The 14,502-nt window shown below is 62.5% G+C and carries 15 protein-coding genes; 9 read left to right on the top strand and 6 right to left on the bottom strand.

Annotated features, from left to right (window positions below; all coding sequences use genetic code 11):
- Nucleotides 1-2 precede the first annotated feature (2 nt).
- Both ON753_RS26880 and ON753_RS26875 read left to right on the top strand, forming a co-directional pair.
- Complete coding sequence (locus ON753_RS26880) at nucleotides 3-638, top strand: Gfo/Idh/MocA family protein (protein ID WP_470424747.1); 636 nt, start codon at nucleotides 3-5, stop codon at nucleotides 636-638.
- Nucleotides 601-1,128: a Gfo/Idh/MocA family oxidoreductase gene (locus ON753_RS26875; protein ID WP_470424746.1), complete on the top strand. Its 528-nt coding sequence runs from the start codon at nucleotides 601-603 to the stop codon at nucleotides 1,126-1,128. Before ON753_RS26880 ends, ON753_RS26875 begins: the two co-directional genes overlap by 38 nt.
- A 56-nt stretch (nucleotides 1,129-1,184) precedes the next feature.
- On the opposite strand, the gene ON753_RS13380 is transcribed toward ON753_RS26875, so the two are convergent.
- On the bottom strand, nucleotides 1,185-1,613 hold the full coding sequence (locus tag ON753_RS13380; protein ID WP_265963136.1) for a hypothetical protein: 429 nt from the start codon (nucleotides 1,611-1,613) through the stop codon (nucleotides 1,185-1,187).
- 216 nt (nucleotides 1,614-1,829) lie between these two features.
- Between ON753_RS13380 and ON753_RS13375 the strand changes: the two genes are divergently transcribed.
- Nucleotides 1,830-4,397 carry an SH3 domain-containing protein gene (locus ON753_RS13375; protein ID WP_265963135.1) on the top strand — a complete coding sequence of 856 codons (2,568 nt, stop codon included), beginning with the start codon at nucleotides 1,830-1,832 and terminating at the stop codon, nucleotides 4,395-4,397.
- Nucleotides 4,398-4,427: 30 nt separating this feature from the next.
- Here ON753_RS13375 and ON753_RS13370 read toward each other — a convergent pair whose 3' ends face one another.
- Nucleotides 4,428-4,889, bottom strand: a complete 462-nt coding sequence (locus tag ON753_RS13370; protein WP_265963134.1) for an Lrp/AsnC family transcriptional regulator — start codon at nucleotides 4,887-4,889, stop codon at nucleotides 4,428-4,430.
- 104 nt (nucleotides 4,890-4,993) lie between these two features.
- On the opposite strand from ON753_RS13370, the gene ON753_RS13365 reads away from it, so the two are divergent.
- Both ON753_RS13365 and ON753_RS13360 read left to right on the top strand, forming a co-directional pair.
- Nucleotides 4,994-6,460 (top strand): aminotransferase class V-fold PLP-dependent enzyme, encoded by a 1,467-nt coding sequence (locus ON753_RS13365; RefSeq protein WP_265963133.1) that lies wholly within the window; start codon nucleotides 4,994-4,996, stop codon nucleotides 6,458-6,460.
- 16 nt (nucleotides 6,461-6,476) lie between these two features.
- On the top strand, nucleotides 6,477-7,265 hold the full coding sequence (locus tag ON753_RS13360; RefSeq protein WP_265963132.1) for a class II glutamine amidotransferase: 789 nt from the start codon (nucleotides 6,477-6,479) through the stop codon (nucleotides 7,263-7,265).
- Between the two features lie 102 nt (nucleotides 7,266-7,367).
- On the opposite strand, the gene ON753_RS13355 is transcribed toward ON753_RS13360, so the two are convergent.
- From ON753_RS13355 to ON753_RS13340, 4 genes are all read right to left on the bottom strand, one after another.
- On the bottom strand, nucleotides 7,368-7,739 hold the full coding sequence (locus tag ON753_RS13355; protein WP_265963131.1) for a SpoIIAA family protein: 372 nt from the start codon (nucleotides 7,737-7,739) through the stop codon (nucleotides 7,368-7,370).
- 109 nt (nucleotides 7,740-7,848) lie between these two features.
- Nucleotides 7,849-8,433: an HD domain-containing protein gene (locus ON753_RS13350; RefSeq protein ID WP_265963130.1), complete on the bottom strand. Its 585-nt coding sequence runs from the start codon at nucleotides 8,431-8,433 to the stop codon at nucleotides 7,849-7,851.
- A 109-nt stretch (nucleotides 8,434-8,542) separates the two neighbouring features.
- Nucleotides 8,543-9,124 carry a helix-turn-helix domain-containing protein gene (locus ON753_RS13345; RefSeq protein WP_265963129.1) on the bottom strand — a complete coding sequence of 194 codons (582 nt, stop codon included), beginning with the start codon at nucleotides 9,122-9,124 and terminating at the stop codon, nucleotides 8,543-8,545.
- A gap of 82 nt (nucleotides 9,125-9,206) precedes the next feature.
- Nucleotides 9,207-9,833 carry a DapH/DapD/GlmU-related protein gene (locus tag ON753_RS13340; protein WP_265963128.1) on the bottom strand — a complete coding sequence of 209 codons (627 nt, stop codon included), beginning with the start codon at nucleotides 9,831-9,833 and terminating at the stop codon, nucleotides 9,207-9,209.
- A 394-nt stretch (nucleotides 9,834-10,227) separates the two neighbouring features.
- Between ON753_RS13340 and phnC the strand changes: the two genes are divergently transcribed.
- The 4 genes from phnC to phnE (ON753_RS13320) all read left to right on the top strand — a co-directional run bounded on the left by phnC (nucleotide 10,228) and on the right by phnE (ON753_RS13320) (nucleotide 14,394).
- Nucleotides 10,228-11,061, top strand: coding sequence for a phosphonate ABC transporter ATP-binding protein (gene phnC / locus ON753_RS13335; RefSeq protein WP_265963127.1), 834 nt, complete (start codon nucleotides 10,228-10,230; stop codon nucleotides 11,059-11,061).
- A gap of 58 nt (nucleotides 11,062-11,119) precedes the next feature.
- Nucleotides 11,120-12,034, top strand: a complete 915-nt coding sequence (gene phnD, locus ON753_RS13330) for a phosphonate ABC transporter substrate-binding protein (protein WP_265963126.1) — start codon at nucleotides 11,120-11,122, stop codon at nucleotides 12,032-12,034.
- 163 nt (nucleotides 12,035-12,197) lie between these two features.
- A complete protein-coding gene (phnE, locus tag ON753_RS13325) occupies nucleotides 12,198-13,046 on the top strand; it encodes a phosphonate ABC transporter, permease protein PhnE (protein WP_265963125.1) in 849 nt (282 codons plus the stop codon).
- A 13-nt stretch (nucleotides 13,047-13,059) separates the two neighbouring features.
- Nucleotides 13,060-14,394, top strand: coding sequence for a phosphonate ABC transporter, permease protein PhnE (gene phnE / locus ON753_RS13320; protein WP_265963124.1), 1,335 nt, complete (start codon nucleotides 13,060-13,062; stop codon nucleotides 14,392-14,394).
- Nucleotides 14,395-14,502 lie beyond the last annotated feature (108 nt).

Raw genomic sequence — 14,502 nt, 5'->3', positions numbered from 1 at the left:
AGATGCCTGCAAAGGTAAGATACGGTGTGATAGGCTGCGGAATGATGGGCCAGGAGCATCTGCGCAATATCGCTCTTTTGCCCTATACGGAAGTGACCGCGATCTTCGAGCCGGACGCCGCAATGGCCAGTGCCGCCTCGCAGTTCGCGCCGGATGCCGTGTTCGTCGGGTCCGTCTCCGAGTTGCTGGATGTGGAGGAGATTGACTGCATCCTGATTGCCAGCCCCAACCACTGCCATGTTCCGCAGATGGAAGAGATCCGCCGGAGGCGTCCGCTGCCGCTGCTGGTCGAAAAGCCGCTTTTCACCGATCCGAAGGACCTGGCCGAGCTGGAGGCCTTCAGGGCCGGCTATCCGGCGCCGGTCTGGATCGCCATGGAATACCGCTACATGCCGCCGATCGCCGCCCTCATCCGGCAGGCCGACGAGGCGACTGGCGGCATCAGGATGCTCACCATCCGCGAGCACCGCTACCCGTTCCTGGACAAGGTGGGCGCCTGGAACCGTTTCAACCGCTATTCAGGCGGCACATTCGTCGAAAAATGCTGCCATTTCTTCGACCTGATGCGCCTGATCATGAAGTGCGAGCCGGTTCGAGATCATGGCCTCCGCCGGTCAGGATGCCAACCACAAGGATGAGATCTATGACGGCGAACAGCCGGACATTCTCGACAACGGCTACGTAATCGTCGACTTCGAAAACGGCTCCCGCGCCATGCTGGAACTGTGCATGTTCGCGGAAGGGTCACGCTACCAGGAAGAGGTCTCCGCGGTCGGGCCGAAAGGCAAAATCGAAGCCTTCGTGCCCGGTCCAGAGCGGTTCTGGCCAGCGGAACTCGGCGAGTTGCCGATGCCGCACCTGGTCGTGTCGCCGCGCACTCCGAAGGGACCGCGCCGGATGGACGTTCCGGTCGACCCGACAATCCTCCACGCAGGCGATCACAACGGGTCCACCTTTTATCAGCACGAGAGGTTCGTCGCCGTCGTTCGCGGCGAGCTCGAGCGGCCGGAAGTGACGCTCGACGACGGCCGCCGCGCGGTCGAGATGGGCCTTGCCGCCCAGCTGTCGGCCCGCACGGGTCAGGCCGTCCTGATGACGGGGCGGACGATCTCCTCGCTCGCCTGCTGACCGAGACCAGGCCCTTCCGGCGTGGCGTAAGTCACGCCGCGTACTTCGAGCGAAACCTACCAGCCCTCTTGCGGCAAATGGCTGCCGATCTCATCGGTGCTGAACCCGTCGCGGCCGCGGCGCATGTTGAGCGCCTTGATCGGCACCTTGTATTCCCGTCCGGTGTCCGTCTTGCGGCACTGCTGTTTCCGGTAGGCGATATTCTCGGGCACGCCGGTATGGTTCTGCACGAGAACGCAGAAAATGTCATAGCGCCCGTTGAGCGCCACCTCCCGGCGCGCGCCCTGGGCGACTACGATCTGCCGATGCCGGGTGAATGCATTGTCGAACAGCAGAAAGTTGCAGTACTTGGCGCCGCCATTCGTCCCTCGGGTGCTCTCGCAATAGAAGATTTCCGCCCGGGCCTCAGAGGGATGGAAGGCGGCAAGAGCGGCGATGCTCAGGCAAGCCAGTCCGGCGGTCAAGGCATAGCGCGACGTTCGCAACGTTAATCTCCCGGGTTCAAAAGGTCGTCCATCGAACAAGCACCGGATGCCGCATCGAGGATGACGTGACTGGTGGGGCGAGTATAGGCAAGTCGATTTGCGCGGCCAGTGCGCATGATCACAATCTGCCATTACGGCTGTTTCGATTGCAGCCATTCGTGGCAACCAGTGGTACAGTTGTCCACCCAATTCTTGCTCCGCCTCCCGGAGGATCCCATGCGTAAGACAATATCCGTTCTTTTATCCTCAGCACTGATTGTCCAAACCGTATTCATAAACGGCGTTCTCGCGGCACCGGCCGTCACCACCGCCAACGTGAACTTCCGCCAGGGGCCGGGGACCGGCTACGGAACACTTGGCACCGTCCCGGACGGTACCCAAGTAGAGCTGCAAAACTGCGACGACAGCGGTGCCTGGTGTTCCATCAGTTTCAACGGCCAGAACGGGTTCGTCAGCGGCAAGTATCTTCAGTTGACGGAAGCTGAAGAAGGTACCGGCTGGCCGCGCTCCTATCGTACCGACGGCGGGGCGACGCTCATCCTCTATCAGCCGCAATACACCGAGTGGAAGGACTTCAAGACGCTCAGCGCGCTCGTGGCCGCCGAATATGTGAAGGACAAGGATGCGACACCCGTTTTCGGCGTGATCGGCATCAGCGGATCGACCGTGGCCGACACTGAAAACGGTGAGGTCGACGTCAGCGGGATCCAGGTGACGCAACTGGACTTTTCCGCACTCGATCGCGCGTCGCTGACAGATCTCTCCCTGCAGGTCGGCAAGATCATGCCGACGGGCTCGATCACCGTAAAGGAAGACCGCGTCACCGCCGGCTTGGCCGAATATCAGCGGATGGAAGACGTTGAGGGCCTGAATGCCAAAGCGCCGCCGATCTTCGTCTCAAACGAACCGGCCATCCTGGTGCAGATCGACGGCGAACCGATCCTGGCTCCGGTCAAGGGCGTTGAGGGCCTGAGTTTCGTGGTCAACACCAACTGGGACATCCTGAAGATCGACGAGACGTCCGAGTTCTACCTGCGCGACGAGACGTCCTGGATGAAAACGAAGGACATTTCCTCCGGGTGGAGCCCTGTCACGGACCTGCCGGATCTGATCGAATCCCTGCCCGACGATGACAACTGGAGCGAGACAAGACAAGCAATCCCGGCGGAGCCCTTCCCGGACGATCAGCCCCCAAGGGTGATCTATTCCGACAAGCCCGCCGAAATGATCGTCTTTGAGGGCGAGCCGAAGCTGGAGCCGGTCGAAGGCACTGATCTTGAATGGGCGTCGAACACGGACAGCGACGTGTTTTTCCTGAAATCCGCATCCACCTGGTACATCCTCTTGTCGGGACGCTGGTTCCGGTCGGCGTCCCTGGACGGTCCCTGGACATTCACGACGCCCGACATGCCGGCAGACTTCCGGAACTTGCCGGAAGACGCGCCTTATTATTCGGTGCGCGCCTCCGTTCCGGGCTCGTCGGAGGCAGAGCAGGCGCGGCTGAAGGCCAGCATTCCGACCACGGCGCGCGTGAAACTGGGCTCGCTCAGCGCCGATGTCTCCTACGCCGGCGATCCGGAATTCGAGCCGATCGAGGGCACAACGCTCGCCTACGCGGTGAACACGTCCGATCAGGTCATCCAGGTCGGGGCAAGGTATTACGTGCTTCAGGATGGTGTCTGGTTTGTCGGCGACAACCCTGAAGGCCCGTTCCAGGTGGCAACCTCGGTGCCGGAGGAGATCTACACTATTCCGCCGTCCTCACCGGTCTACAACACGACATATGTGCGCATTTACGAGACCGAGCCGGATGCCGTCTGGTTCGGTTACACGATGGGCTACCTGACCGGCTTCCTGGCCTGGGGAACCTTCGTCTATGGAACTGGATGGTATTACAGGCCCTGGTACCGGCCGGGACTGCGCCCGATCTACTTTCCGCGGCCGGTCTCCTACGGCATCGGCGCCTTCTACAATCCGGTCCGCGGCACCTTCGGCCGCTATGGGTATGCCTATGGGCCGCTTCGCGGCATCGCCGGGGGCGGGGTCTACAATCCGCGTACAGGCGGCTATATCCGCGGCGGAGCGATCAGCGGACCGCGCGGGACCGCCGGGTTCATCAGCGCCTATAATCCGCGCACCGGCAATCGCGTCATCGTGGGCGGTGCTCGCGGTATCTACGGCTCCTGGGGCGGCAAGGTCGTGACCGGACCCGAGTGGTCGCGCACGAGCGCTATCCAGACAGACGCGGCACAGCGTTGGAAACAGGACGGCAATGCCGGCCGCCTGGCCAATCTGGATCGCCGGAGCGACGTATTTGCCGGGCAGGACGGCTCGGTCTATCGCAGGGACGGGGAGAACTGGCAGAAATTCGAGGGTGGACGCTGGGGAGACGTTGCCGCGCCATCACGGGAAAATCTGCAGGACCGATCCGGTGACATCGGTGCGGGCGCTGCCATAGGAGCAGGTGCTGGCGCTGCGATTGCGAACAGGCCCGCCGGCGACCGTGCGACTAATCTGCCGGCCGGCCAGAGGCCGAACGTGCAGCGTCCGGCCCAGCAGCCGAGTGTCCAAAGGCCGGCTCAACGGCCTCAGCAGCAGCCCGCGGCGCGTCCGGCACAAAGAAAGCAGGCCCCTGCACATCTGAGCAGCGACCGGCAGGCCAGGTCCACCGGCAACAGCCAGGTCAACCGGCAGCGCAGCGTCCAGCAGTCACGGCCGCAGGCTTCTCCGCAACGCCGGTCAGGTGGTGGTGGGGCGCGCGGTGGCGGCGGCCGTCGGCGTTGAGCGCAGGGGACGGTACCCTAAGGATGTCGTCTAAATCGGCAGGTCGCGGGCATCCGCGATCGCCTCCATGGTCATGTAGGAGGTGACCGTGTCCAGGTCGACCTTTTCGATCAGGCGCTGATAGATCCCGTCGAAGGCATTCATGTCCTCCGCCACGACCTTCAGCATGTAATCGTAGTCCCCGGCAATCCGGTAGAAATCGATTATGTTCGGGATCGCCACCACTTCGTTGCGGAATGCCTGCAGCCAGTCCTTGGAGTGGTGCCGGGTGCGGACCATCACGAACACGGTCAGGTTCAGCCCGAGCCGTTGCGGATTGAGCCGCACCGTATGACCTTCGATCAACCCGCTTTCGTGGAGCGCCTTCAACCGGCGCCAGCAGGCGTTCTGGGAAAGTCCCACCGCGTCGGCAAGCTCGCGTTGCGAAAGGCGGGCGTCCCGTTGAAGGGCGCGCAGCAATGCGCGGTCAATATGATCGAATTTTTTCTCCATACTCGTTCATTTGACACAATATCAGACGCCAGGCAATCAAAATAGGTAAAGAAATTATACATCGAAGGGTCGTATGATCTGGATACTGAGATTCGGAGAATAAAATGATCCCGCAAAGCGGCACCGCACTCGATCATTTCAAGCAAAACCTGGAAGGTCCCGACCTGATCGCCCGCTTGCGCGCGGGGCTGATCGGCGAGGGGATCTCCATCTCCGGCCCGTTTGGCGAGCGCGAACTGATCTATGCCGACTATGTCGCCTCCGGCCGTGCCTTGCGCCAGATCGAGGAATTTGTGCTGGAAGAAGTCCTGCCGGTCTATGCCAACAGCCACACCGAAGCTTCATTCTGCGGCAGCGCCATGACCCGCATGCGCGAAGCCGCCCGCGCGGAGATCGCGCGGATCTGCGGAGCTGACGACACCTGTGCAACGGTCTTTTGCGGGGCCGGGGCGACGGCCGGCATAAACCGCCTGGTGCACCTGCTCGGCGTTTCGGGAGCTGCCGGGCGCGGTGAAAATCCGCTTGTTATCCTCGGACCCTACGAACACCATTCGGACATTCTGCCCTGGCGGGAAAGCGGCGCCGAAGTCGTCGAAATCGGTGAAGCCGCCGACGGCGGCCCTGATCTTGCCGAACTCGAGGAGGTCCTGCGCAAGGCCGGCAAGGAGCGCCTGGTCGTCGGCGCCTTTTCCATGATGTCCAACGTCACCGGCATCGTTACGGACGACGAGGCTGTGACCCGCCTTTTGAAGCGTTATGGCGCCCTGAGCGTCTGGGACTGCGCCGGCTCGGGCCCCTATCTGCCGATCGACATGAAATCAGGCACGGATGTTCAGAAGGACGCCATTGTCGTTTCGCCGCACAAGTTTATCGGCGGCCCGGCAGCATCCGGCGTGATGATCGTCCGCAAGGGCGCCGTGAAAATCGACACGCCCGTTTTCCCGGGCGGCGGCACGGTCCGCTTCGTCTCGCCCTGGAACCATGACTACACGGCCGATGTCGCGGCCCGCGAGGAGGCCGGCACGCCCAACGTCGTCGGCGATATCCGGACCGCCCTGGTCTTCCTCGTGAAGGAAGCCATCGGCCAGGAGTGGATGAACGGGCAGAACGCCCTCCGGCGGGCGGAGGCGCTGGCCGTCTGGCAGTCCAATCCGGCGATCGAAATCCTCGGCAATCCCCGCGCTTCGCATGCCCTGCCGGTGTTTTCCTTCCGGGTGCGGGACCTGGAGCGGGGCGGCTATATCCACCAGCAGCTGGTCACCAGGATGCTGTCCGACCTCCACGGCATTCAGGCCCGTGGGGGCTGCGCCTGCGCCGGTCCCTATGCCCACCGGCTGCTCGGCATAGGCAAGGAGCAATCGGACGCCTTGAGGGCCGGCATACTTTCCGGTGAGGAACTCAGGAAACCCGGCTGGACGAGACTCAGTTTTTCCATTCTCATGACGGCGGAAAAGGCAGACAGGATCATCGCGGCCGTCGACGATCTTGCGTGCAATCCATACCCCGTTGCCGACAGTTACGCGTGCGATGAAACCACCGCACGGTTCAAGGCAATGCAACATGCTGCGTGAAGGAAACCGGTAAAAGATGTGCCGCTGGGCTGCTTGGAGCGGGGCTCCCAAATATCTTGAGGAAGTGATCTGCGACCCGGAGCATTCGCTCATCGACCAAAGCCGCAATGCCTTGTCGTGCAAGACGGCCGTGAACGCGGACGGTTTCGGCGTCGCCTGGTATGGCGACCGGCAGACGCCGTGCCTCTACAAGGACGTGCGCCCCGCCTGGTCGGACCCGAACCTGCTTCAGATCGCCCGGCACATCCGCTCCGGCCATTTCCTTGCCCATGTGCGCGCCTCCACCGGAACGGCCACGACACGCGACAATTGCCACCCGTTCACATTCGACCGCTGGACCTTCATGCATAACGGCCAGGTCGGCGGCTACGACAAGGTGCGCCGGCGTCTCGACAACATGATCCCGGACGATCTCTACCGCGGCCGCATGGGCGGGACCGACAGCGAGAGTGTGTTCCTCGTCGCGCTGGCCTACGGGCTCAATCTGCATCCTCGGGCGGCCATGGCGCGGGCGGTCAGCGAGGCCGAAGCCCTTTCCCGGTATGCCGGCTCCACGCCGCATATGCGCTTTGCAGCCGCCTGGTCGGATGGCGAGACCCTCTATGCCGCCCGCTACGCGTCCGACAATCTTGCCCCGACGCTCTACTACCGTGAATTCGGCGACGGCGTGATGGTGGTTTCCGAGCCGCTCGACAAGGCCCGCGACTGCTGGATGGAGGTTCCCCAGGGGCACATGATCGAAGTCAGCCAGGGCAGGGTGAAGCAATGCGCCTTCCTGAGCGACGAAGTGCTCGTGGGCGCCTGATTTCCCTAATCGGACACCGTTCCCATAGGACTGACAGCGTGTCGCCGGACTTGAGGATGTCGCCCGGAAACAAATGCTCAGGTTCCCTCAAGGACAGTCTCCTTACTGCCCCTCTTCGATCCACTTCCACGCGGCTTCGATCTGCCTTTTATCGAAATGCTTTTCCGCGATGCCGACCATCTTCGCAAAGGTGGCGTCCACGGCCACCAGCGTGGCCAGCAGGTTGCTGTCGGTGACGATGGCAAGCTTCTTCAGGTGCTGCATGTTGGCGAGCACCCATTTGATGTCGGCCATTGCCGCTTCATATGAGAGCCCCACATCATCGCCGACCACGATAAGAACGCTGATCTTGCCATGCTCCTCGATCAGCTCCTCCGCGACGGCTATCAGCGCCTGCTCCTGGGCCATATCCATTTTGCCGCTGAGCTCGACGCCCAGGACGGCGCCCTGGCTGCGGGGCAGGATCGTGTACATGGGGCTCCTCCAGTTTCGCCGACACGTTGCAGGACGCCCGGTCCTGGCCGGGCGTCCAGGAGGGTAACGCCCAGTGCGGCCCGGTCAAGGTGTTCGTCCGCCGAGCGGATCAGGCCGGCTTGCTTTCAAGTGACCTGATCAGGGCCAGCGTGCCTTCGTCCGCCTGCTGGCGGATCTGGCGTGTCAGAGGATGATAGTCCGTATGTTCGCGTCCATAGGTCAGGTTGAACTCGTAAAAACCCACGCTGGGCGGCGGCATCAGCTGGTGCTGGAGAATGGTTTCCGTCTTGTCGAGCGCCTTGGCGAACCGCGCTTCCACCGTTTGTGCCTGTGCATATTCGTCCCAAAGGGCGGTGAGGCTTTCCGCCAGATCCCGGGGAAGGGGCGCGCAGAGGGTCTGGAAGTCGCGCCTTTCCCGCTCCTGCCGGTCGTCTCCCGGCTTCTGGTCCGGGGCCGGAATATCGCCGGAAATAGCTTCGCCGAGATCGTGGACCAGGCACAGCTTCAAAAGCTTCGGGAAGTCGACGCCGCGCAGGTCCCTTTCAAGCAGCAGGACGAGCAGGGCCAGCCGCCAGCTGTGCTCGGCGGTGCTTTCCGGCCGGCCCTTGCGGGTCGAGCCGGAACGGATCGTATCCTTGAGCTGCTCGGCCGCCTGGAGAAACTCCAGGATGCCTGTGAGTCTCTTGTCGTTCATTTTGTTCGTGAATGGGGGAGGAGTTACCGTCTTTGTCATGCCCGCAAGACTAGCCGGCGGCAGCGGCGTGATCGAGGCGGTGAATATTTTATGCAAGGAGCTCCCGCGTTCAGTTGGCGGTTGCCGGGCCGTGCGGCTCCTCGCGCACCAGCCGGGCGAAGCTGCCGTCGGAAAGCGGCAGGCGCGAGATCCTGATCCAGCTATCGGGGATGGTCATCTCTGCAAAGTCGGCGCGTTCCGTCCTGAAGCAGACGTCCGGTCCGAACGGCTCGAACCAGCCATGCTCGGTCAGCTGATATTCATTGGACCGGATGCTCTGCGTCGCGAAGCGCCACAGCGGCCGGTTCAGAAAGTCGGCAACCGGCACATGCCACTCCCGCGCGCGGGCAGGAGAGAGCGCCAGCAGTCTGTGGGTGAGATCGCAGACCAGGTGGACCGGACCTGCGGCATTGGAGACCAGCTCCAGAAGAGCCCGGTCCGCAGCGGTTTCGGGCCGGGCGCGCAACAGCTGCGTGATCCTCAGGCGGTCGGCCCCTTCCGGTTCCGCCGCGCCGCTCTCCCAGCGGGAAACCTTGCTTTGCGAGACGCCGAGGTCCCGTGCCAGGGCCTGCTGCTTGACGCGGTTCAGCACCCGCCATCGTCGCAAGGACGGGCCGAGGTTGTTTTGCAGCACTGCGGTCTCAACTGACATGGGCCGATTTTAGCGCAGTCGGGCGCCGGTTTGAAACCGTCATGCGCTGAAAGAGATCACTTTCGCCCGCCGGGAGACCGCCTCAGCGGTATTTCTCGATAAAGCCGTCGATCGACAATTGGCGAAAATCCGGCAGCCGGTCCTTCAGCTGCTCGTGGCTCCAGTCCCACCATGCAATCTCCATGAGAGCCTCCGCCTGGGCTTCGGTGAAGCGGCGCTTGATCGGCCTGGCCGCGACACCGCCGACCACCGTATAGGGTGCCACGTCCCTGGAGACCACTGCGCCTGCCGCGACGATCGCGCCGGTGCCGATGGTGACGCCGGCAAGAACGGTGACGTTGTGCCCGATCCACACGTCATGCCCGATGGTCACCCAGTCGTCCTTCCGCCATTGGAAGAACTCGGCATCGTCCTCGCCCAGCCCGTAGGCAGCCGCGCGGTAGGTGAAGTGATGCTGGGAGGCGCGCCAGGTCGCGTGATTGCCGGGATTGAGGCGCACGCGCCGGGCAATGGAGCAGAATTTGCCGATGGTCGACCAGATCACGTCCCCGTCCTGGACGATATAGGAATAGTCCCCCATCCGGCTTTCGCGCATGTCCGTCCGCGCGCCGACCTCCGTCCAGATGCCAAGCTCGCAATCAAGGACATGCGCCTCCGGGTGAATATTGGCGGCTTCGCTCAGGGAAGGCTTCTGGCTCGGGGCAGACATGGGAACTCCATCACTATCGGCAGGGAAGGTTTAGAGCCTTTTACCGGTCGGGGCGACAAGGGGAGTGACAGTTCTGTGACGGGAGGATGACTGATTCACCATCTGGAGAAGCGGAGCGATATTGAAGACCTGGATCTGAAAGATGCCCGTTCGGCAATCCTTGCGATCCTCTGGGCAGAAAAACGCATTCGGGGCTTGCGCTCAGGCCGTCATCAAAGCTCCGGCCGCATGGCGGAACTTCCCCGTTTTCCTGAATTTTTCCGGGCCGGCGGCGCAGGCGTCACCCAAGCGTCACAAATCTTTGGCCGTGCCGTCAAGGAAGTGTCATCCGGCTGTAACGGTCCGATGGCTCATGTCGCCGGGAACGACGAACAAACACGGACGGGGCCGGCACGTGATTCAGTTTCAGGAAGTGACCAAGACCTTCGGGTCTCGGACCGCGGTCAACAGGGTGAGTTTTAATATCGGCAAGCCGCAGATGGTGGGTGTTATCGGCCGCTCGGGCGCCGGCAAATCGACCCTGCTGCGCATGATCAACCGCCTGACTCCGGCAAGCTCCGGAAAGATCCTGTTCGAGGACCGGGACATCCTGCGGCTGACGGGCGGCATGATGCGCCGCTGGCAGCGCGACTGCGCCATGGTCTTCCAGCAGTTCAACCTGGTGCCGCGCCTCGACGTGGTGACCAACGTCATGCTCGGGCGGTTGAACGGCCACGGCACGTTCAAGAGCCTCTTCAACGTCTTCAGCGCCGACGATGTAAACGCCGCGCTCGCCGCGCTCGACCGCCTGGGCATTTCCCAGGAGGCAACCAAACGCGCGGAGGAGCTGTCCGGCGGCCAGCAGCAGCGCGTTGCCATCGCCCGCGCCCTGATGCAGGACCCTCACATGATCCTCGCCGACGAGCCGATCGCCTCGCTCGATCCGATGAACGCCAAGATCGTTATGGATGCCCTGCGCCAGATCCACGAGCGCGACAACAAGATCGTCATCTGCAACCTGCACACGCTCGATACGGCACGCAGTTATTGCGACCGGGTCATCGGCATGCGCGACGGGTTCATCGTGTTCGACGGCTCGCCTGAAGAGCTGACGACCGCCGCCGCGCGGGCGATCTACGGCGCGGATGAAAGCTTCAACGAGGCGGCGACGTCCACTGCCATCGATGCCGGAAGGTCCGGCGCCCAGGAATCCGCCGGTGCGATGACGCCGGCGGCGGCGGCGGTTTGAGCCGGCTGCGCACTTGAACCACGTCATCACAATCGAGAACTCTCGGGGAGTGTCCCATATGAAAATCGTTTCCAGAATTGCCGCTCTTGCTGCGGTCAGCACGATCGCCCTGAACGCTTCCGTTGCAGGTGCGGCGGAAATCAGCGAATTCCGCATCGGTATCCTCGGCGGCGAAAACGCTTCCGACCGGCTGCGCGCTTACGAATGCCTGGAACAGAAAGCCGCCGACCTGCTTGGCGTTCCGGTCAAATTGTTCGCTCCGGCCGACTATAACGGCGTTATCGAAGGTCTACTCGGCGGCAACCTCGACATGGCCTGGCTGGGCGCTTCCGCCTATGCAAAAGTCTACCTGACCGACCCGGAGGCCGTTGATCCGGTTCTCGTCAAGGTGAACGTCGATGGCAGCTACGGCTACTATTCCATCGGTTTTGCCCGCGTCGACAGCGAGATCAACTCCCTTGACGACATGAAGGGCAGGGTCTTCGGCTTCGGCGACCCGAACTCCACGTCCGGATACCTGATCCCGTCCATCGAGATCCCCAAGGACGGCTACTCGATGAAGCCGGGCGAGTATTTCGGTGACGTGAAGTTTACCGGCGGTCACGAGCAGACCATCGTTGCCGTGTTCAACGGCGACATCGACGCCGGCGTGACCTGGGCTGACGGTCTCGGCGAATGGGAAGACGGTTACAACTCCGGCGCCCTGCGCAAGGCTTCCGACGCCGGCCTGGTAGACATGACCGATATCCACGAAATCTGGCGTTCGCCGGTGATCCCGGAAGGTCCGATCGTTCTGTCCAGGAAACTGCCGGAAGACGTCAAGATAAAGATGACCGCCCTGATGGCGTCCTTGAATTCCATGGACCCGGAATGCGCCTATGGCGTGGCGGCCGGCGACACGAAGGGCTTCATGCCGATCACTCACGATGCGTATGTTTCGATCGTCGAAGCCCGCAAGGCGAAAAGCCAGTAATCGCGTCCGGCCAAGAAGCGCGGGCCGAGCCTCGGTCCGCGTTTTTTCCTGAACAACACATCTACTTCCATCCCGGCCCGCCGGTACGGCGCGTGGAGAACCAGCGGTTCCGTCCTATGCAAGCGACACTCGGATGGAACGCAGCATTTAGAGGTCCCGGCACATGCCCGTAGCTGCTCTCGAGCAGGAAATCCTGACACTGCGCAAACGCCGGCAGCTTTATTCCCTGATCGGTCTGCTGCTCGTCGTCGCGGTCCTGGTCTCCGGATATTCGAAATCCAACGAGATGAATTCCGGCGGCTTTCTGCAGGGCCTGTCCAAGTTCTTCGACTATCCCGGAGAAATCGTCGCGGAAGCCTGGGCGGCCGGGCCGGCGTTTTTCGCCCTCGTCCTGACTTACGTTCCGGCGATGCTGGAAACGCTCAACATCGCGATGGTCGCAACGCTTCTTGGCGGCGCGGTCGCCGTCGTCCTGGCGATGGCCTCGACGCGGAACGTGGACAGCTGGGGGCCGCTCATCCCGGTGGTCCGGCGCATGATGGACATCATGCGCGCCTTTCCCGAACTCATCGTCGCGCTCTTCCTGATCTTCGTGCTCGGATCGAGCCCCGTGCCGGCCATGATCGCGGTCGCCTTTCACACGGCGGGTGCGCTGGGAAAGCTCTTTTCGGAAGTGAACGAAAACATCGACCGCAGGCCGATCGAAGGACTTTCGGCCTGCGGCGCAAGCTGGCTGCAGCGCATCCGTTTTGCGGTCCTGCCGCAGGTTGCGCCGAACTATCTGAGCTATTTCCTGCTTCGTCTTGAAATCAACGTGCGCGCCTCGGCAATTCTCGGCTTTGTCGGAGCCGGCGGCATCGGCCAGGAGTTGCGCCGCACGATCGGCTGGGGTCAGGGCGCGGGCGACGACACCGCCGCGATCTTCGTTCTCCTGTTTCTCACCATCATGGTCATCGATCAGCTGTCGTCCTATCTGCGCGGCAGGCTGGTCGGCTCCGGCCGGGCACATTGAGGAAAGCTCAAAGATGACCACGCACACCCTTGAACCGGTCGTGACCCCTCGGCTCGTCTGGCAGAATGTGCGCCGCAGGGCCTGGATGACGGCACTGCTCCCGCTCGCGGTCGTCGCCTACCTGGCCTATACCTGGTTTGCCTTCGACGTCTCGGTCCTGCTGGCGAAAGCCCAGCCCGAACGGGCGGCGATCCTTGCAACGGACAGTGTCGCCCACAAGGTTCACGTCACCAAGACCTTCCGCCGCGGCGAACTGGAAGTGGCCATCGAGGGCGAGCGGACGGCCACTTACGATGCTGATGACGTTCCTGACTGGGTGCAGCTGAACGGCGAAAACGCCTTTGTCGATCTCGGCGACGGATACACGATCGAAATTGACGGCAAGACGGCCTATTTCGACATCCCGGGCTACGGGCTGATCAAGGCAACGGCCACCAACGATGGCGTCGACACGATTCTGCCCGGTGGCAATGTTCCCGAATGGGTCAGGGTCGATCCGCGCAAACTCGATGTGCGCCCGCAACTCGACAAGCGCCTGCAGATCACCAAGACCAAGATCGAAATCCATAACTATTTCGCCGGGTGGGAGAATTTCTGGTTTCCGTTCAGGTCTCCGCTCCACGGCATGTCCGCGGGTCAGTTCTATGCGCTGGCGCTGAGTGCCGACCGGCTCGACCCGGACTACGCGAACCTGTGGTTCATCGTGCACGAATTCCTGGACAATCCGGACTGGCAGCATGGCGCGGTCTTCAATGCCCTGTTCGAGACGGTCATGATGGCGGTGCTCGGAACCCTGACGGCAGCTTTCTTCGGCCTGCCGCTGGCCTTTCTGGCGGCCCGGAACTTCACGCCGTCGAAACTGCTGCGCTTCGGTACACGCCGCTTGTTCGACTTCCTGCGCGGCATCGACATGCTGATCTGGTCGCTGATCTTCATCCGCGCCTTCGGCCTCGGCCCGCTCACCGGCGCGCTGGCAATTGCCTTCACCGATACGGGGACTCTTGGAAAGCTGTTTTCCGAGGCCTTGGAAAATATCGACAACAGACAGGTGGAGGGCGTGAGGGCGACCGGCGCCAGCCAGATCCAGCGATACCGCTTCGGCGTCATCCCGCAGATCCTGCCGGTCTTCGTTTCCCAGGTCCTCTACTATCTGGAATCCAACACCCGCTCCGCGACCGTGATCGGCGCGCTGGGGGCAGGGGGCATCGGTCTGATGCTCGTGGAAACGATGAAGACGTCGCGTGACTGGGAAAACACGAGCTACATCATCATTCTGACCATCCTCGTGGTGATGCTGATGGACCAGATCTCCGGCTGGCTGCGCAGAAAGCTGATCGAAGGCAGGTAGGCCGACTTGGCCGCCCCAGGCCGGCCCGGCTTGTTCATTGCTTTCTACTTGAAAACGACCCCGTTCCAGTTTCTGCCGCATTTAGGTCGTGCTCGCGTGGCAGCGTTT

Origin of the sequence: Roseibium salinum (assembly GCF_026240905.1) — a bacterium.
GTDB classification, from domain to species: Bacteria; Pseudomonadota; Alphaproteobacteria; order Rhizobiales; family Stappiaceae; genus Roseibium; species Roseibium salinum.
This window is presented reverse-complemented; position numbering and strand designations above follow the sequence as displayed.